Source organism: Blautia sp. MSK18_10, assembly GCF_020553185.1.
Classification (GTDB): Bacteria; Bacillota; Clostridia; order Lachnospirales; family Lachnospiraceae; genus Blautia_A; species Blautia_A wexlerae.
In genome coordinates, this window is record NZ_JAJCGT010000012.1 from 1 (window position 1) to 19,018 (window position 19,018).

General features: G+C 37.2%; 17 protein-coding genes, 1 pseudogene and 1 riboswitch. Of the genes and pseudogenes, 3 read left to right on the forward strand and 15 right to left on the reverse strand.

Annotation, left to right across the window (positions count from 1 at the left end; translation table 11 throughout):
- Nucleotides 1-75: pseudogene (locus LI074_RS18145) on the reverse strand (IS200/IS605 family transposase); the annotation flags it as partial.
- An 841-nt stretch (nt 76-916) separates the two neighbouring features.
- Nucleotides 917-1,119: riboswitch (cobalamin riboswitch) on the forward strand.
- Between the two features lie 203 nt (nt 1,120-1,322).
- On the opposite strand from LI074_RS18145, the gene LI074_RS06950 reads away from it, so the two are divergent.
- Both LI074_RS06950 and LI074_RS06955 read left to right on the forward strand, forming a co-directional pair.
- On the forward strand, nt 1,323-2,141 hold the full coding sequence (locus LI074_RS06950) for a leucine-rich repeat domain-containing protein (protein WP_161324057.1): 819 nt from the start codon (nt 1,323-1,325) through the stop codon (nt 2,139-2,141).
- A 44-nt stretch (nt 2,142-2,185) separates the two neighbouring features.
- Nucleotides 2,186-3,301, forward strand: a complete 1,116-nt coding sequence (locus LI074_RS06955; RefSeq protein WP_025580994.1) for an adenosylcobinamide amidohydrolase — start codon at nt 2,186-2,188, stop codon at nt 3,299-3,301.
- A 341-nt stretch (nt 3,302-3,642) separates the two neighbouring features.
- Here LI074_RS06955 and LI074_RS06960 read toward each other — a convergent pair whose 3' ends face one another.
- Entirely contained in the window at nt 3,643-5,028 is a 1,386-nt protein-coding gene (locus tag LI074_RS06960; RefSeq protein WP_119245420.1) for an alanine/glycine:cation symporter family protein, read from the reverse strand.
- A gap of 380 nt (nt 5,029-5,408) precedes the next feature.
- On the opposite strand from LI074_RS06960, the gene LI074_RS06965 reads away from it, so the two are divergent.
- Nucleotides 5,409-7,361, forward strand: a complete 1,953-nt coding sequence (locus LI074_RS06965; protein WP_173698047.1) for a glycoside hydrolase family 31 protein — start codon at nt 5,409-5,411, stop codon at nt 7,359-7,361.
- Between the two features lie 173 nt (nt 7,362-7,534).
- Here LI074_RS06965 and LI074_RS06970 read toward each other — a convergent pair whose 3' ends face one another.
- The 13 genes from LI074_RS06970 to LI074_RS07030 all read right to left on the reverse strand — a co-directional run bounded on the left by LI074_RS06970 (nt 7,535) and on the right by LI074_RS07030 (nt 18,987).
- Nucleotides 7,535-9,766: a DUF2298 domain-containing protein gene (locus tag LI074_RS06970; RefSeq protein ID WP_173698048.1), complete on the reverse strand. Its 2,232-nt coding sequence runs from the start codon at nt 9,764-9,766 to the stop codon at nt 7,535-7,537.
- A 417-nt stretch (nt 9,767-10,183) separates the two neighbouring features.
- Nucleotides 10,184-10,732 carry an accessory gene regulator B family protein gene (locus LI074_RS06975; RefSeq protein WP_161234337.1) on the reverse strand — a complete coding sequence of 183 codons (549 nt, stop codon included), beginning with the start codon at nt 10,730-10,732 and terminating at the stop codon, nt 10,184-10,186.
- A gap of 1 nt (nt 10,733) precedes the next feature.
- Nucleotides 10,734-10,868 carry a cyclic lactone autoinducer peptide gene (locus LI074_RS06980; RefSeq protein ID WP_118521605.1) on the reverse strand — a complete coding sequence of 45 codons (135 nt, stop codon included), beginning with the start codon at nt 10,866-10,868 and terminating at the stop codon, nt 10,734-10,736.
- A 247-nt stretch (nt 10,869-11,115) separates the two neighbouring features.
- Complete coding sequence (locus LI074_RS06985; protein ID WP_320443418.1) at nt 11,116-11,388, reverse strand: GHKL domain-containing protein; 273 nt, start codon at nt 11,386-11,388, stop codon at nt 11,116-11,118.
- Complete coding sequence (locus LI074_RS06990; RefSeq protein ID WP_161234336.1) at nt 11,389-11,733, reverse strand: hypothetical protein; 345 nt, start codon at nt 11,731-11,733, stop codon at nt 11,389-11,391. It lies immediately after the preceding gene.
- A gap of 80 nt (nt 11,734-11,813) precedes the next feature.
- The gene (locus LI074_RS06995) at nt 11,814-12,536 is read right to left on the reverse strand and encodes a LytR/AlgR family response regulator transcription factor (protein ID WP_161234335.1); all 723 of its coding nucleotides are present in this window, start codon (nt 12,534-12,536) and stop codon (nt 11,814-11,816) included.
- Between the two features lie 237 nt (nt 12,537-12,773).
- Nucleotides 12,774-13,430, reverse strand: coding sequence for an ABC transporter ATP-binding protein (locus LI074_RS07000; protein ID WP_118633617.1), 657 nt, complete (start codon nt 13,428-13,430; stop codon nt 12,774-12,776).
- Between the two features lie 14 nt (nt 13,431-13,444).
- Nucleotides 13,445-14,050 (reverse strand): hypothetical protein, encoded by a 606-nt coding sequence (locus LI074_RS07005; protein ID WP_147413766.1) that lies wholly within the window; start codon nt 14,048-14,050, stop codon nt 13,445-13,447.
- Nucleotides 14,051-14,311: 261 nt separating this feature from the next.
- The gene (locus LI074_RS07010; protein WP_118521257.1) at nt 14,312-15,082 is read right to left on the reverse strand and encodes a hypothetical protein; all 771 of its coding nucleotides are present in this window, start codon (nt 15,080-15,082) and stop codon (nt 14,312-14,314) included.
- Nucleotides 15,083-15,100: 18 nt separating this feature from the next.
- Entirely contained in the window at nt 15,101-16,159 is a 1,059-nt protein-coding gene (locus LI074_RS07015) for a hypothetical protein (RefSeq protein WP_118521258.1), read from the reverse strand.
- A gap of 66 nt (nt 16,160-16,225) precedes the next feature.
- Complete coding sequence (locus tag LI074_RS07020) at nt 16,226-16,609, reverse strand: hypothetical protein (protein WP_118521259.1); 384 nt, start codon at nt 16,607-16,609, stop codon at nt 16,226-16,228.
- A 413-nt stretch (nt 16,610-17,022) separates the two neighbouring features.
- Nucleotides 17,023-17,859, reverse strand: a complete 837-nt coding sequence (locus LI074_RS07025) for a sensor histidine kinase (protein WP_173698049.1) — start codon at nt 17,857-17,859, stop codon at nt 17,023-17,025.
- 405 nt (nt 17,860-18,264) lie between these two features.
- Complete coding sequence (locus LI074_RS07030; RefSeq protein WP_265107658.1) at nt 18,265-18,987, reverse strand: LytR/AlgR family response regulator transcription factor; 723 nt, start codon at nt 18,985-18,987, stop codon at nt 18,265-18,267.
- Nucleotides 18,988-19,018 lie beyond the last annotated feature (31 nt).

Below are 19,018 nucleotides of genomic sequence, written 5' to 3' on the forward strand. Positions count from 1 at the left end.
ATACTGCAAGGAATAGACATATCCCCTACCATATGAAAGTTTGTTTTTATCTATATTAAATATATCTTTTTCCATATAAATATTATACCATATGTATTGGTTTATGTAAACATTTGTTCTGTTGTTTAGTAAAAAAATTTGCGCGTCTAACTCATCACTGAAAGTAACGAGAATGCGACGCGCAGTTATTCAACCATTGTGCGGAACACATCATCAAAAATCGTATTGTTCATTTAATTCCTCCTTATTATAACATTTTCCCAGAGCTTTGAGAACCTCCAAAACAACCCTTAATCAACCATGAACTGTTTTATTCCCACCTCCCGTTCAGGCAAAGCCAACGGGCAGAATGTTATAATATTCAGGAATGTTTGCTTTACCATTATAAAATTTAAATTATCTTTGTGAAAATGTCGGCGAACGCCAGAGAAACCCGTTATGAACCGCCAGACCTGGCACGGGTGATATAAGATTTTCACTATAGTCTATAGTTTAAAATATGCTGTTCAAAAAAACAAGTACTATTTCACACGTTACTGTTCAATTACTGTTCCAAAACAAAAAACATTACCTGTAAAATCAAATCCCCACACATCCAATAACCAGCGCAGGGAAAGTGTTTCTTTTCTGTGCATTTGCAGGCATCTTAGAGATTCTTAGGCGAAAAAAATCTGCGTTATGAGCCGGCTGCTTCACGTGTCTGAGCGAAGCCTGCAGCGGAGCGAGTTTGACAAGACGGCTCATGCTTTTAGCAGATTTTTTTCGCCTTAGAAGCTCTTAGATGCCGAAACCGCACAGAAAAGAAACACTTTCCCTGCGCGTCCCCTCCCTGATTTTGTCTCCCCCTCAAAAAATTTGTTGTCTTTTCTCCAAAAAAGTGTATAATACGTATAATACAATTTAATCGAACATTCATTGACAATTACCGGTTTTTAGTTCTGTCAGTCACGGTATAGAAATGTCGGACTTTCAGCTAAGAGGGAATCAGGTCAGAATCCTGAACAGTCGTGCTGCTGTATACGTGCAGCCATATCTCATATCCATTGCATCGTTATGCGAGAAGGAGAGACATGGCGTTACTGCGTGAGTCAGAATACCTGCTATAAACTGCCGCCATTAACTACACGCAATAGGAAATGGAAGGGTGATCTTCTTTAGTGTTCTCTTTTTTACAGAAGTATCATCCTTACATATGTTTTCTCTGTTCCTTTTAAGGAATATAGAACACCGGCAGTTATTGGTACCTTGTTATTTTTATCATAGTCCATACTACTCCCATGCAGAGAAAACAACATTGTCTATCAGCAAAGGAGTATTTTTTTATGTCAAATTCTCTGACACTTACGCGTCGTAACTGCGGACAGTATATTGAGAAGAATATGGAACTTCCACAAAACTGCCGCTCTATCTCAGCAGAAACCTTTTTTAACAGACCTGATATTCGTTCTGTGGTATTTCCCTATGAAATGGAACAGATTGGAAACAAAGCCTTTCAGGGATGTTCCCGGTTAAGCAGAATAGAGCTTCCTGAACATCTGCAAAAACTTGGCATAGGGGTATTTTCAGACTGCATTTCTCTGAAAAAAGTCAAAATTCCCGCCAGCCTTACCAGTATTCCAAAAAATGCATTTAACAATGGCCGAAAACTGAACAGTCTGGAGTTCGCCCCGAACAGCAAACTGACATTTATCGGTCCGAATGCCTTTTCAGAATGCGCTACTCTTACGGAAGTTGTTTTCCCTGCCTCTCTGGAAGAAATCGATGACAGGGCTTTTTATAAATGTAAGAAACTGAGTTGTATTTCTTTTCCGGGGGGGGATTTAAGGGTTATCGGAAAGCAGGCTTTCTATTTCTGCGGAATGGATTCGCTGCAGCTGCCTGATTCGCTGGAAGTCCTTGATGAGAGTGCTTTTTTTAAGTGCTGTAATCTGACCTCTGTGGTGATTCCGCCCAATGTCAGATACCTTGGAAAATGGATCTTTCATGGATGTAACCGCCTGCAGTATCTGGAGATTCGCCATGATCCTGAATTTATCGGGGAATGGATCATCAACAAAGCGGCTACGATCCGCTGTTATAAAGGTTCTAAAGTAGACAGATACTGCCAGCAGTCAGGATTCAAAGTAGAATACTTTTCCTAATAACAACAAAATCTGTATTGAACAGACAAAAAAGAGGAATGTTTATGAATGATACTTTTACTTATTTTCAAAAGAAGGGATGTACTGTTTTTTCTTTTCCGGGAAAAACAAGGGTTCTTAGCACCAGTCCTCTTAATGGCGGGATCACTGCTCATCTCACGCATGCTTTAAATATCAACTGCATGAATGGTGCCTATGAATGTGAAATGCTTGGAAACACCTATGAGGAAGACCTGAACATTCATACAAAAGAGCTGGGAATTGATCCGCAGACAGCAACCGCACTCAGCACAGCGGCATGGACTGAACTGTGTGCTGTTGAGAAAATCTGTTATCAGGAGTTATCCGTGACTGCTGCTGTTACAGGGGGAATTGATTCAAACGGAATGTGTCCGGGAGATCCTTCTTCTTACTATGAAAGAAACGGCGCTTACGAGATGCTGCCACCCGGTACGATCAATGTTTTTATCTATATCAATCAGAATGTTACAGAGGCAGCCATGGTCCGCTCAATGATGATTGCTTCGGAGGCAAAAGCAGCGGCCGTTTCACATCTCTTACTTGGAAGCTGTTATTCAGAAGAAATCGCGACAGGTTCTGGTACTGACGGAATGGTGATTGCCTCGGCTATGGAGGGAGAGCTGACACTTACCGATGCCTCCGGACATTCCAAGCTTGGAGAGCTGATTGGCAGGGCAGTCCGTATGGCAGTAAAACATGCCCTGATGAAACAGACAGCTGCCTGTGGTCCGAGACAGTTTCAGGTTCTTGTTCGTACTGGCAGATATGGAATCACCCCGGGAACTCTGTGGGATTTTTATACAGAGCATGAGATTCTTTTTCATGCATACAATATTAGTTTTAAGAAAGCTTCTGAGCTGGAAGGAATACTTCTATCGCGAAACAGAAACAGCAATCTGGTTTTATGTGTGTCTCTTTATCTTCATCTGATGGATCAGCTTCGCTGGGGACTAATCATGGAACCGGAGGCTGTCCGAGAGGGAAAAAGGCTGCTTCTTTATGGACTGTACTGTGGACGGGATACTTATCTGGGCGATGTTTATCCTGAAGATGTATGGAAGAACGAAGTACTGAAAACATTTTCACTTAAAGAACAGCTGATTTATATTTTAATCTGTTATTTTTCTGTCAGATCATAGTTGGATCATCACATTTTTATGGTAAAAATATTCTATGCCTGCTTTCTCCTGATGAAATACAAAAGGGAAGTGAATAGAATAAGTTCAATGTCCACTCACTTCCCTCCTGAAATCGTTGAAATCTATATACACATTATAAGGGAAAAGCCGCAAAAAAGCGAATCCGGGTGGTTGTGGATAAAGTAAAAATGACGGATAAAAAACAGTACATAACATCAATAAAAAAATTTAAAATTCGTCATTTTTACTAATGCCCTATGCAAGGGTCTGAACAATAACCTAACATCAAGCATCAGGTAAACTAATAAACAGCCTGAAGAAAACTCTCCAGACTGTTTTTATCATTTCTGTGCGAAATACTCTTTTGTAAGTGTAATGGCGGTTCCTGAAAGCAGGAATACACCAATTAAGTTGGGGATTGCCATGAGACCGTTGAATGTCTCAGCAATGCTCCAGAGAAGCCCCAGATCTACAGTTGCGCCAAGGATTGCCACTAATGAATAGGCAATCATAAATGGGCGGATAACTTTTGCAGAGAATAAGAATTCAATGCAGCGTGCTCCGTAAAGTCCCCATCCGATAATCGTTGAGAATGCAAAACAGCACATGGCAACTGCCGTAAAGATGGAAACCCAGCCTCCGTATGTAGCAGTAAATCCGGAAATTGTAAGTTCTGCACCTGCCGCTGCACCGTAATTTACCGGCACGCCGCTTACAAGGATTACAAGTGCTGTCAGAGTACAGATCACGATCGTATCTGCAAATACCTCAAAAATACCAAACATACCCTGTTTTACAGGTTTGCTTGTATCCGCACAGGCATGAGCGATAGACCCTGTACCAAGTCCGGCTTCATTGGAGAAAATACCTCTGGAAACACCCTTTTTCATACTGAGGAAAAAGCTTCCGATCACACCACCTGTCACTGCTGACGGATTAAAGGCTCCATAAACAATATCATGGAAAACTGCCGGAACTCTTCCGATATTTAAGATCACAACGCCCAATGCAAGTGCAATATAAAACAATGCCATAAACGGCACCAGCTTCTCGGAAACACTTCCGATTCGCTTGATACCGCCCAGCAGTACCATACCAACCAGCAGCGTGATCACAATTCCAAGGATCAGATTCAGTCTGCCTGTGGAAGACTCTGAGATCACATTAAAGTTAATAAGAGCTGTATCAATTGCTGTTGTAATGGTATTTACCTGAGTAGCATTACCTGTTCCAAATACAGTCAGTACACCAAATGCAGAATAAAGAACTGCAAGAAATCTCCAGTTCTTTCCCAGACCATTCTTAATATAATACATAGGTCCGCCTACATAATCCCCATGTCTGTTTCTCTCACGGAAATGTACTGCCAGAGTAACCTCTGTAAATTTCGTGCACATTCCAAGGAGTGCGGAAACCCACATCCAGAATACAGCTCCCGGTCCGCCGATGGCGATAGCTCCGGCAACACCGGCAATATTTCCGGTACCTACCGTACCTGCCAACGCAGTACAGACTGCCTGAAAAGGTGTCATGGAACCGTCAGAGGCCTCTTTCTTCTTAAAAATTCTTCCCAGTGTGGTTTTAAGCGCATACGGGAATTTGCGGATCTGGACAAAACCGGTCCGCAGGCTCAGGTAAAGCCCTACGCCGATAATACAGATCATAGCCGGGACACCCCAGATAAAATTATTTACGACGTTATTGATGGATTCAATTGTCTGAAGCATGTTAAATAAACCTTTCTTTCGTGTAATAATAACAGTTTAGCACTTTTTTCACCGTATGTACAGAAAAATTCTATTAAGATAAAGCATTAAAGCACAATAAGTTAACAGCGCAAACAGATACGATCAGCCGCTCCACTGCTTGCCATACCCATATCACTGCTTCACAGTTTGAGCAAAAGTCAAAATAACGTATAAATTTGTCATAATTTCAGTAGCATTTCCTCACCCAAACCTCTATTATTGTAAATATGAAATCAAGGAACACACCTGTGTATTTTCTAACAGTACTTAAGCGTTTCAGTTATTCGGTGTAGCGCCGCGTAGCAAAGCGGATGATTTTATCCGCTTGACCATTTTCAACCTAAGGAGGACATGACAAAATGATTCAGAAATATACTTACGGAACCCCATTTGAAACCGATGCCATCGTAACTTCCATCCCGGCTTCTGAGGGAACTCCTGCATACGGAACTATCTCCACAGAGAACGGCTTCTCTTTTACTTATGACATGGATGACAACGATGTTGTCTATGGTCTGGGCGAATCAAACCGCGGAATCAACAAACGTGGATACGTTTATGAAAGCAACTGTTCCGACCAGCCAAACCATACAGAAGATAAAATCTCCCTCTACGGAGCACATAACTTCATCGTAATCTCCGGAAAACAGACTTTCGGTCTCTTCGTTGATTATCCCGGAAAACTGAAGTTTGATATCGGTTACACACTCTCTTCCCAGTTAAAGATCACCTGTGAGGATGCAAATCTTTATCTGTATGTGATCGAGGGTGAAACCCCTTACGATATCGTAAAACAGTTCCGCAAAATCATCGGAAGAAGCTATATCCCGCCTAAATTCGCATTTGGTTTCGGTCAGAGCCGCTGGGGATATACAACTGCTGACGACTTCAGAAAAGCCGCTGACGGATATCGTGAAAACAATATTCCGATCGATATGGTATACATGGATATCGATTATATGGAAGACTACAAAGATTTCACAGTCAATCAGGAAAACTTTCCTGACTTTGAGGCCTATGTCAATGAAATGAAAGAAAAAGGCATCCACCTTGTCCCGATCATCGATGCAGGTGTTAAGGTAGCGGCTGGCTATGATGTTTATGAAGAAGGCGTTGAGAAGAACTACTTCTGCAAACGTGAAGACGGAAGTGATTTCGTTTCCGCTGTATGGCCGGGCTGGACTCATTTCCCTGATGTCCTGAATGCAGATGCCAGAGCATGGTTCGGACAGAAATACGAACGTCTCATTTCCAAAGGAATCGACGGTTTCTGGAATGACATGAACGAGCCTGCAATGTTCTGCACACCGGAAGGCGTTGCTGAATTAAAAGAATACATCAAAGACAACTTCATGGACAAGGAAGAAGCACCTGGATTTACACTCGGTGATAAAGTAAACGCCCTTGCAAACAATCCGGAAGATTACAAACGCTTCTATCACAATGTAAACGGTCAGAAAATCCGCCACGACAAAGTACATAACCTGTTTGGCTATAACATGACCCGTGCAGCAGGTGAAGCATTTGAAAAAATCGCACCTGGCAAACGTTTTCTGATGTTCTCCCGTTCCTCCTATGTGGGAATGCACAGATACGGCGGAATCTGGATGGGAGACAACAAATCCTGGTGGTCACACATCCTTCTGAACTTAAAGATGCTTCCATCCCTGAATATGTGCGGTTTCCTTTACACAGGTGCAGATCTGGGCGGTTTCGGTGCAGATACCACACGTGACCTGGTACTGCGCTGGCTGGCACTTGGTGTATTCACACCTCTTATGAGAAACCACTCCGCTCTGGGAACCAGAGAACAGGAAGCTTACCAGTTTGAAAATATCGAAGACTTCCGTCATGTGATCGGTGTCAGATATCGCCTTGTTCCATATCTGTACAGTGAATACATGAAAGCAGCATTAAACGACGACATGATGTTCCGTCCGCTGGCATTTGACTACACAGACGATGCATTCGCAACTCAGGTAGAAGATCAGCTTCTCCTCGGAAACGAAATCATGATCGCACCTGTTTACACACAGAATGCAAAAGGCCGCTATGTATATCTGCCGGAAGAAATGATGTTCGTAAAATTCCTGCCGGATGGAACAATTTCTCAGGAGATTCTTGAAAAAGGACATCACTATGTAGAAGTTGCCCTGAATGAAGTTCCACTGTTTATTCGCAAAGGAAAAGCAATCCCGGTTGCTGATGTTGCGCAGACAGTAAAGGATATCAATCCGGCTACGATCCGCATGATCGGATATGAGGGAGCTGAATATGACCGTTATGATGATGACGGAGTAAGTGCTCTGTAATTTAACCAAATCAATCAGATTTATCTGCCTCAATTACAGGAATTACCAGACAGCAGTTAGAATTGAACGAGAAGTCACCTCATAAAAAATAAAAAGAAACAGTCACATATATCCAATGAATATCAATATATTCTCTCGGTTATGTGGCTGTTTTCTTTGGGAAATCTGTTTTATTACAGCTTCACAATCATTGTATTTTCCTCTTTAAAAACTATTTCTCCCAATGAACTTAAAAGTGCTACATTAACCCCTTCATATTTTTGATATTCACAGCTTCCAATAAAAATATAATTCACCTCATATTTATCAAGCAGTTCCTGTACTTCTTTTTTATCTGTTGAAGTATAAATAGTTTCCACGTCTGTTCTTCTTTTGTTTTCTTCATCAAGATTATTTCGCCATAACCATTCATGAACATACCATCCTAATACCGTCGGCAATCCTGTCATAGCAGAAACCCGGTTGTCATAGTCTTTATAACTGTCGCCGCAAGCTTCAAGAACAGTTGGCTGACCTGTTATATTTTTATTCAGCCATCGTATTGCTGCCGCATCTTCAGGAATGGCATTTTCTAGATAAGCAGTTGCATTGAGAGTTTGGTATTTATTTTTCAGAGGAAAACCTGTAAACCAATTTGTTGTAGCATTTATGAAATATCCACAGGTAGATATAAGAAGTATTATTGCCATTCCCCCAACGGTTATCTGCACTTTTGATAATCTTACCTTTTTCTCATATCTATTATCCAATTTAGTTTCTTGCAAAATTTTTATTCTGTCTGCCACAAAAAATACCAAAATATACGACATCATAAGTGCAAAAAGTATATATGCCTGATAAGTCAGCTTAAACATAGTATTTGCTCTTGGTGCTGTTTTTTCATAGATATCTCTTACATAAACGATTTCCGGAATCAATATTAGTCCCATTGCACAAAGAGAAAGTACAACTCCGTATAAATCAGAAACATTAATTTTGTAAAATAAATTCCTGGTTTTTTTATTTGTAAAATTTCTATTTTTTATCAGCGTAGATACGACAAATAATCCACATATAAGCAATGGAAAAGCCCATAATACACAAAACTGATAAAACGCCGTATGAATTTTCACTATTCCGATTCCCTGTACCATAACACTTTTAAACTGTAAATGGAATGGTAACGAAATCAACACAGCAGTCAGCAGAAGTTCTATCCATTGCACAACGCTCCATTTTATACCGGTTCTCATATCTGAAGGTTTCATATCTGTAGAATTAAGATATCTCTTCAAATTTCCAAAAAACAGTGTTCCACATATTACAACATAATAAATCATAAAATCCCATGTATTTGAAAACAGGAAAATTCCAAGGAACAGTCCCAGCAGAAATATCTCTTTCTGTTTCCAGCTTTTACCGGAATTTCTTTTTATCCATGCATATAAAATCCCCAATACTGCCAAAACAAAAAACACATTAATCACATGCGCATGTAAATCCCCAAGAACAAAAGAATATGAAGGAAATTCATGAATTGTCTCGTCCCCTGTCACAGGTGGATCAAATCCTATAAATCGTGTTGTGCTTGGAAACCAGTAATCTTCTCTTATCCCCAGTAATGTAAAAATTTTTCCATATATAATATAATGAAGGTTTCCACTCATGGATACAGATAAACCTGCTAAAATACCTCCAAAATCTGTTATCCATGCTCTTCCCCTTTTACCTAATTTATCCTTAAGCATCTGGCGCACAAGACTAAATGGCAATACAAACGCAAATGCAGCTATCATGGTACGCATAAGATTGTATGTAATCTCTACCTTTGTTCCTGTAAGTTTCGTAAGAAACACCGCAAAATATTGACCACCATAATAGTAGTTAAAAGCTTTGCCAGCATACCACATATCTTCTGACGGAAGTGTTGTGCTATGCATCATAGACTTCATAAAACCAAAATCCATATATTTTTCAGTTCCATGAGCTGCCGGATGAAATCCTGCCATATATGTCCACAAAAGAAATACAACAAAGAAAATCACTTCTTCCCAATAAACAAGTTCCATATGTTTCCACGGAAAAACCTTTCTTTGTTTTCCATATATTCCATAAGCAATACTGCTCCCCCCACATAAGGTAGTAATTACGACAGAACTCAATGTGGTAAAGTGAACCACTTTTATAGAAGTCAAAATCCATACTCCATATCCGCATATCACTATTGCTATAACCTTTGAATTCATCCATCCATTATCATCAAAACCTTTGAATATCTGAGCCGTTATCGGCATAAATACCAATCCAAGAATCCATAAAATTTCCCACCATATCATGAATGTAAAGAAATCGGATCCTAACAGCCAAAAAGCAACTCCTATCAATAGCCCTGCTGCCAGCAACTTAAATTTATTTACTTTTTTCATAATAATATATTTCTCCATGATTTTTTTATATAATTAAGCAAAAAATATACCAGTCACTTCATCATATAAGCTACAATATCTCTATGTCTTTTTTTGCATCAATAAAACTGCTTATTTTATAGTACACAAAAAAGTCTGTTTTTACCAGACTTTTTTGTGTACTATATCATCTTTTAATTGTATATAACCGTCCATGATATTCTCAAACTGCTTTTTAAGATATAAAATTTATATCAATTACATAAATCCTCACAGTATTTTTCAAAATTTTGATATCTTCATCTCTTGAAATCTCATGACCCGGAAACATATATACACACAAACAGTGTCAATTCTTTCAAGCTTTTTTTATAGCAGTGCATCTACTACATTGATAATATCTCGTTTTTTTATCCAGTTTACTTCCCCCTTTCTAAATTATTCTTTATGTTTCAGTAAAATATTTTTCATTTTTCCTGCACATACGCATCCTCCAACTGTCAGGTTTGCCACGCCAATAGCAACAGCTATACTTTGTTTCTTATCCAAATACAAAATCAAACACAACATATACATACAAAATATTTGTACTTTTGCTTTTTTTCCATATCTTTCTTTTTCCCACTGTTCCAGACGTCGATTCTTACTATCCACAGGAACAAGAAAACACAGAATTATAAAATTTAAACTTTGTATAAAAACAAAACACACACTATTATCAGACTTATATCTGGTTGCCCATAATGCAACCGCAATAATCAATACAGAAATTACATAACACCGCTTTTGTGTATCAGCATGATAACCCCCTGCGTATTTTCTTAAAGCAATAAAACATATAAGAAAAACTATACTTTGTAAAAACACATGAAAGGCATATCCCATCAGCAGTGTAACAGCACTCATCATGCAGGAATTTTTTATTTTATCAAGTCCATATCGAATGATTTCTTCTTTTTCTTCTTCTGAAAAGGTCTGTATTTCCATATCAATGTTTTTTTAATTTTTTTACCGATTCTGGTACTTTGGGTTGATATGTAATCCATGAACATGTTTCATTTACATTCGAAGAAGCAGCTTTAATCGCAATTTTTTCAATGACTTTTTTTAATTCTTTTCTCATTTTCTTATTCTCCTTTCACATATATTTCATTTCTTCTTACTTTGTATTTGAATAATATCATATTTATTGCAAAATTTTCTAAAATGGCGAAATTCATATATAAATTGGCGAAATTCGTTTTTCGAAAACATATTGTGGTTTTTTATAAGGTTTTCTGTCACAATATTTTCCCTCTTGACTAATTTTCTGCAAAATAAAAGACAGCGCAGTCCTACCACTACACTATCTTTCATAGATTCTACATAATTTATAAGTACAGCATTACCTTTACAGTAAAAATCTGATTTGTATTCGAAACATCCATAAATCCCTGATATTTCTCTACCATCTTCCTGACATTTGCAAGACCAATGCCATGTCCTTTTTCTTCCTTCGTTGACAATAATTTATTTTTCTCTACATCCAATTCATGTTGAAAACTGTTTTTAATTTCCATGGAAAGCATACCCTTTTCATAGTATATATCCACTGACATCCATTTATCTTTCGTCTGTTTTGCTGCTTCTATTGCGTTCTCTATTCAGTTTCCCAAAATCACATTCAGATCAAATGCTGATATGCACAAATCAGATGGTACCTGCACCTCATACTCTACATGATTCAGTTTCTTTTTTGCCTGTCCCAGAAGATAATTTAGCAGACTGTCAAGATTCTTGTTCCCACAACTGACCAGTTCAGACTGGTTCTGCATATACTCCCCCATGTCCTGTATATATTTCTGAATTTCTTCATTATTCTGATTTCCAGCCATAAATGCAAGTTCTCCCAGATGATTTTCCAGGTCATGGCGTAGAGCTTTTACTTTCTCTTCCGATTGCATCAACACATCCAACTGGTGAGAATAAATGAGCATTTGTTTTTCCATAAGAGATTGTTCTTCCAGTTTCTTATACGCACTTATCAGAACATCATATAAATAGAAAATCTAGTTATCAACGCAAACATTTACTCTCTGTCCCTCCACACACGTTCCGCCAGTTGCTTTCTCACTGATTTCCGATATGGCTGGCTGATCGGAATTGTATCTCCGTTTTTCATTTTCACAGATTCATAAGAACATTCTTCGATATAATCAAAATTGATCAGGTACGACTGATGAATCTGAATGAAATTTCCCGGAATTTTCTTTGCTATTTCTTTCAGTTTGCCATTAAATTCTTTCTGTCCGTCTTTTAAAACCAGATGCACTTTTTTATTCTGACTGCTGAAATACAGAATATCTTTATACAGCACCTTGAAATAATATCCACTGACAAAGTACTCGAAAATACCTTTTCTGACTTCTGAAATTTTCTGAATCCTGTCCATGACATTCCCAACTTTTATTTTGTCTAAAGGTTTGATCAGAAAATCTGTCGGCTGTACACGAAATAAATCCATCGCATAACTGCTGTTCGCTGAAATGTAAACAATTGCAGTTTCCATGTTTTCCTGCTCTTCTCTTATAAACCGTCCCACTTCAATTCCATTTGTTGTCAGTAATTCTATATCCAGAAACAACACATCCGAAATCTGCTCTTTCTCTCTCAGAAATCTGCACAGACTCTCTCCTCTGTGCCAAATATCAATATCCATCTGAATTTTATTTTGTTCCGCATAATCATAAAGCATTCTTTCCAATTCAGCACAAACGCCCTCATCGTCATCACAAATGCCAATATATAACATTTTCTACTCCTTTCATACTACCAGAAGTATATAACCATTGGCATTCTTTTTCAATATAAAAATAATCACACTCCCAAAGCTCTGGAAACTATAGCAATCCTCGTAAATAATGCATCTTAATCCAGCCCATCAGAGTGTGAAATCCCGCGTCAGAGTGGTGAGAATTTTTCTGTCAATATAATTTAACTTGTTGTGCTATAGATAAAATGAAATATAAACTATACGAAATATTTTTTCTTACTCTTTGACTATTTTTCGAAGTATTCCATCTTCCATCTCATATACTTCATCACATAGAATCTCTATATCCTCCCGATTATGACTTGCCAGTATAATCAGCTTATTTTCATTCTTCATCTTCAGCAAAAGCTCCCGGATTTCTGCTACACCATTTTTATCAAGACCATTCATTGGCTCATCCAAGATCAGGATTGGTGGATCTTCCATAATAGCCTGGGCAAGTGCCAGCCTCTGCCGCATACCAAGCGAGAATTTTCCAACCGGGCGTTTCAATTTCGGATCAAGTCCAACTGTGTTTAACACTGAATGCAGATATGATTTATCTGGTCTATTTCGTATCGTGTACAGAAATTCAAGGTTATGGTAAGCACTCCAGTTTCGTAAGAACCCAGGATCTTCGATAATGATCCCTGCCTCTGTAAGCATGTCCTTATCTTTCCCCATTACTTTTCCATTTACAGAAACCGTTCCTTCATCACAGGCCAGAAAGCCACAAATTGTTTTAAACAAAACCGTTTTCCCAGAGCCATTATGTCCGACCAGCCCATATATCCGGCCACTTTCACATCTGAGCGTGACATCCTTTAAGACTTTATTGTTCTTAAAACTCTTATTGACATGTGATACCTCTATGATATACTTTTTTTCATTCACAGCAGTTATTCCTCCTATATATCCTCGTTTTCCCAGTTGAACTCACACTTCTTTACTTTTATAAGAATCAAAATTATTAAAATAATGTTTCCTATTAACAAAAATGCAAACATATACTTTATAGATGGTACCCAATAGTATCCAAGCACAGGAGAGTTAACCTGCACTACCTTTGCCCATACAGTAGGGATAAATTTCGCAAGAATATATCGTATTTTAGGATGGATATTTACCACAAAAAATAGCATTATCGTTAATGCTGCTGTAATTGAGACTGCCAAAATGTGGTTGAAATATAAGCTTATCATAAACATTAAGGAACTTAAAAACATGGAAATAAATGTGCATATGACTATTGTAATGATCATTAATTGTAATGGTGAATATTTTCCTAAAATCTGATAATAAAACACATACTTCAGATTATACTGTATTGCTGCATTTGTCATAGCAATCGTATGGATAAGCTTCCCCCATTGAAGGCTCCATTCTATCTGTGGAAGTAATGAAACAATTGAGCAAAATGCTGTAAAAACTACAAGAATAAAGGACCGAAAAAACGTTCCACCTAATTGTCCCAGAGCCCAACTTATACGTCCTGTTCTGATAATCTGGTACATATTACTGTGCTGCATATATGGAATATCTGAATTTATATAGATTATTCCGAACCAAAAAAGTATCAAAAAAGACAAATTTGAAATCATAAAAGGAAATACGCACCATGTTACCGGATATTTGATCGAGTAAGTCAATTCTCGCAGAGGATGATTGTAACTCCATATCGTTACGGCGATAATAATTGCAAATGTGATAGTCTTTATATTTCTTATTTTCAGTAAAGTATTTTTCAAAATATATTTCATAATCTTAAACATATTTTATAACCTCTTTTGAATCTTCTTGTATATCAAACAGCCTAATAGAATTGTTGGGATAATACTTATTAAAAGAATCAAACTAAAGCTTTCCCAGTCTTTATTCATTGGTCTATTATAGGCTCTGAAAATAAATACAGTATAAATAGTATTTCCAGAGCATTCTATCAGAATTTGATATATTATAATCGGTAATGCTAATACAGTGACACGATTATGAATATATAAAGAAAAATAACCAGCTAATACAGATAGTAATCCGGATAACAATCCAAGCTGCAAAGAGTACATTACGCAATATAAAAAATAATGCTCTTTTTTCAGTAATATGGAATAACTTCCATTCAGCAAAACATTCATACATCCCACAGACTCATTTACCCAATCTCCACCAGCTATACGTCCCGATAATAAAAAAAGTATCGTTCCTAAAACCATAACCAAAATTGCAGTTAAATAGATGAAAGCAATTTTGGTAACTACATATCTTTTTAAATTACTCCTGATCAATTCATATCGTATATATTTATTATCAAGATCTTCACAAAATACAGTAGCAAATGGAAATGCACAAAACACATATGCAATCATGATTCCCGAAAGCTCTGATCCCTGAATATATGTATCCAAAATATTTCCATTGATCAATCCTATCTGTTCTGTAGAAAATAATATTGCAATACTTACTCCGATAATTGCCGCATATATCTTATAGCATTTTAAAAGTCTGCTTAAATCAGATTTTATGAGTAAACCTTTGCTTTTGTAGTTCAACTTTTTCTCCAGCCTTTCCTATTCGAGATATATTTCTTCCCCCGAAACAGCATCTACTAAGGTAATGGATGTCGTATCATCATCCTGAAGAATCTCAAAATACCAAACAGGGCTAACTTCCATCTGCTGCGCTTCATTCAGAAAAACTCTCTCATACAATTTTGCTCTGGTTATTTTGTAGGTTGATTCATTTAACAGGTTATTAAACTTATCAAAAACGACTGAAGCAATATCGTCAAATGCGAGAAAATTTATTTTTTGGTCTGATACATCAAATTTATACATATATCCTGAGTAAGAAAGAATTTCTACGCCTCTCTTTGAATAAATCGCTTGAATAACAGAACTGTCTGGTGTATCATAAGCCAACTGTCTGCTAGTGTTCATCAATTCATGAAATACTGGCAATTTTTGGCTCATTTGTACGCCATAGACAAAATATGCATCATCTTCTTCTGTCCATGACTCCTTTCGGTGTTCTTCCATATCCAGCCCATCAGAAATCTGTTCATTTTCCAATTGACTCATAGCTTCATGATTTAAAGGATAAGCATCCCAGGATATATCAGTCGTATCAATGCCAATGTTTTCCAAATCTGAAGATACTTTTTCAATTACTGTATTCTTATCCATAAAAGAAACTGTCTGTTGTTCAAACCGTTCTTTATATTGAGGATCACGTACTCCAATATATCCATAATACTTTGCGGTATCTGAACCATATGTAAAAGAGCTGTCAACGGATAATGTAGAGCCATCTGTAAAGACATAATAAACTCCTTCAGGATCTTCTGAAGACGCTGCCGGTATTGTCCCATTTTCTTTTACTTCTTTTCCCTGCGTGTAGATTGAAATCGTTTTGTCCATATCCGGATAAATTCGGCCTTTTGTTTTTTCTGAGTACATCTCAGTTTCTGAAAAATCCTTTGGAATTTCTAACTCACAATCAAACTTCACTTTTTCACTGCTTTTTTCATAGGTAGAAGGAAAATCCGCTGCAAAGCAAGTGTTAATACTATTGAAAAATATCAAACAACTAATTGTGATTTTTATAACTGCCATCGCTTTAATCTTCATTGTTTTTCTCTCCCTTAGCGAAAAAGGCAAGATTTCCATCCTGCCTTTTTCTTTTTAATATGAATATTACGGTGTGTATCTTCCTTCAACATTCATGCCATTCAAACTCGAATGTGATGACATGAAATAATATACATGAGGTTTTGCCCAGCTTTTATATTTTCCCTTATTGCTTGGTGCAGTACGGCTAATATCCTTCGTCTCGGAAAAGACATGCTGATTCTCCAACTGATATGATCGACACGACAATGTTCCATAACTGCTGAAATATGTACCAGTCACATAAAATTTTTGTTCATCATCTGACTTTGGTATTCTCTTTGATTTAGGATCTCCCGGAACTGTCACATTAAACCGGACAGTATCAGCCATTACGGGCATTGCAGACCCAGTCAGGCATAATGCAGTTACAAATCCCAAAATAACCTTTTTTAATTTCTTGCTTAGCATACATTTGACCTCCTGTTTATTTTTTGTCATTTTAACCACGCGCGTAATTTGCAGTAAACCAACGACAAGTGTTATTATAGCTATAAATGAGCAAATTTGAAAAAATGTACAAAACTATCCTGCTAATTTCATAAACGCTTCAAAATCAACACTGGATTTAAGGTGTCTTTTTTTTTATGCAAAATCACGAACTTGCTCATTTATAGTTTGTATTTAAATAATAGCATATTTATTGCAAAATTTTCTGAAACGGCGAAATTCATATATAAATTGGCGAAATTCGTTTTTTCAGAATATATTGTGGTTTTTTATAAGGTTTTCTGTCACAATATTTTCCCTCTTGACTAATTTTCTGCAAAATAAAAGACAGCGCAGTCCTACCACTACACTATCTTTCATAGATTCTACATAATTTATAAGTACAGCATTACCTTTACAATAAAAATCTGATTTGTATTCGAAACATCCATAAATCCCTGATATTTCTCTACCATCTTCCTGACATTTGCAAGACCAATGCCATGTCCTTTTTCTTCCTTCGTTGACAATAATTTATTTTTCTCTACAGCCAATTCATGTTGAAAGCTGTTTTTTATTTCCATGGAAAGCATGCCCTTTTCATAGTATATATCCACTGACATCCATTTATCTTTCGTCTGTTCTGCTGCTTCTATTGCGTTCTCTGTCAGGTTTCCCAAAATCACATTCAGATCAAATGCTGATATACACAAATCAGATGGTACCCGTACCTCATACTCTACATGATTCAGTTTCTTTTTTGCCTGTCCCAGAAGATAATTCAGCAGACTGTCAAGATTCTTATTCCCACAGCTGACCAGTTCAGACTGGTTCTGCATATACTCCCCCATGTCCTGTATATATTTCCGAATTTCTTCATTATTCTGATTTCCAGCCATAAGTGCAAGTTCTCCCAGATGATTTTTCATATCATGGCGTAGAGCTTTTACTTTCTCTTCCGATTGCATCAACACATCCAACTGGTGAGAATAAATGAGCATTTGTTTTTCCATAAGAGATTGTTCTTCCAGTTTCTTATACGCACTTATCAGAACATCATATAAATAGAAAATCAATAATACAACTGCCAAAACACAACATCCAAATAACACCAGCAGGATACGATTTTTTAGTTCCTGTTCAACAATAAGCAATTCTGCCAGACAAAGTGCTGAAATAACCGCCAGTATCATCCCATGCGGAGTTTTATCTTCTCCTTTATTCTTAATCAAGATTTTTTCTGAAATAACATCGCAAATCAGCAATAATAGTACAGTTATATACGCAGCACATTCACCGACTTTCCCTGTTATTGAATAATCTGTCAGTAAATGAACAGATACTAAATCACATCCCATATTAGTTCCATATACAAGTAGTGTCACAAATATTTTCTTTTTCAATGCTCCTTCATAACACACTGTAATCAAAAAAATCAGCACTATATTTGTTATCACACTCATACCTGGCGAACAAAATATCAGATGCACTCCTGCTGTCAAAATAAAAAACAATACATAACAGGCTCTTTCTTTTTTCTTTTCCTCAATATCTGTCCAAAAGAACAACCTCATAAAGCGATAGATTATATATGTACGCAAAAGATTCGTGCTTAATGTAGTTATCAACGCAAACATTTACTCTCTTTCCCTCCACACACGCTCTGCCAGTTGCTTTCGTACTGATTTCCGATATGGCTGGCTGAGTGGAATTGTATCTCCGTTTTTCATTTTCACAGATTCATAAGAACATTCTTCGATATAATCAAAATTGATCAGATACGACTGATGAATCTGAATGAAATTTCCCGGAATTTTCTTTGCTATTTCTTTCAGTTTGCCATTAAATTCTTTCTGTCCGTCTTTTAAAACCAGATGCACTTTTTTATTCTGACTGCTGAAATACAGAATATCTTTATACAGCACCTTGAAATAATATCCACTGCCAAAGTACTCGAAAATACCTTTTCTGACTTCCGAAATTTTCTGAATCCTGTTCATGACATTCCCAACTTTTATTTTGTCTAAAGGTTTGATCAGAAAATCTGTAGGCTGTACACGGAATAAATCCATCGCATAACTGCTGTTCGCTGAAATGTAAACAATTGCAGTTTCCATGTTTTCCTGTTCTTCTCTTATAAAACGTCCCACCTCAATTCCATTTGTTGTCAGTAATTCTATATCCAGAAATAACACATCAAGAATCTTCTTGTTTTCTCTCAAGAACCGGCACAGGCTTTCTCCCTGATACCAGATATCAATATTCATCTGAAGTTTATTCTCTTTTCCATAATCATAAAGCATTTTTTCCAGTTCCCCGCAGAGTCCTTCATCATCATCGCAAATGCCAATACAAAACATTTCTTTTCTCCTTTCATACTACATGCAGTAT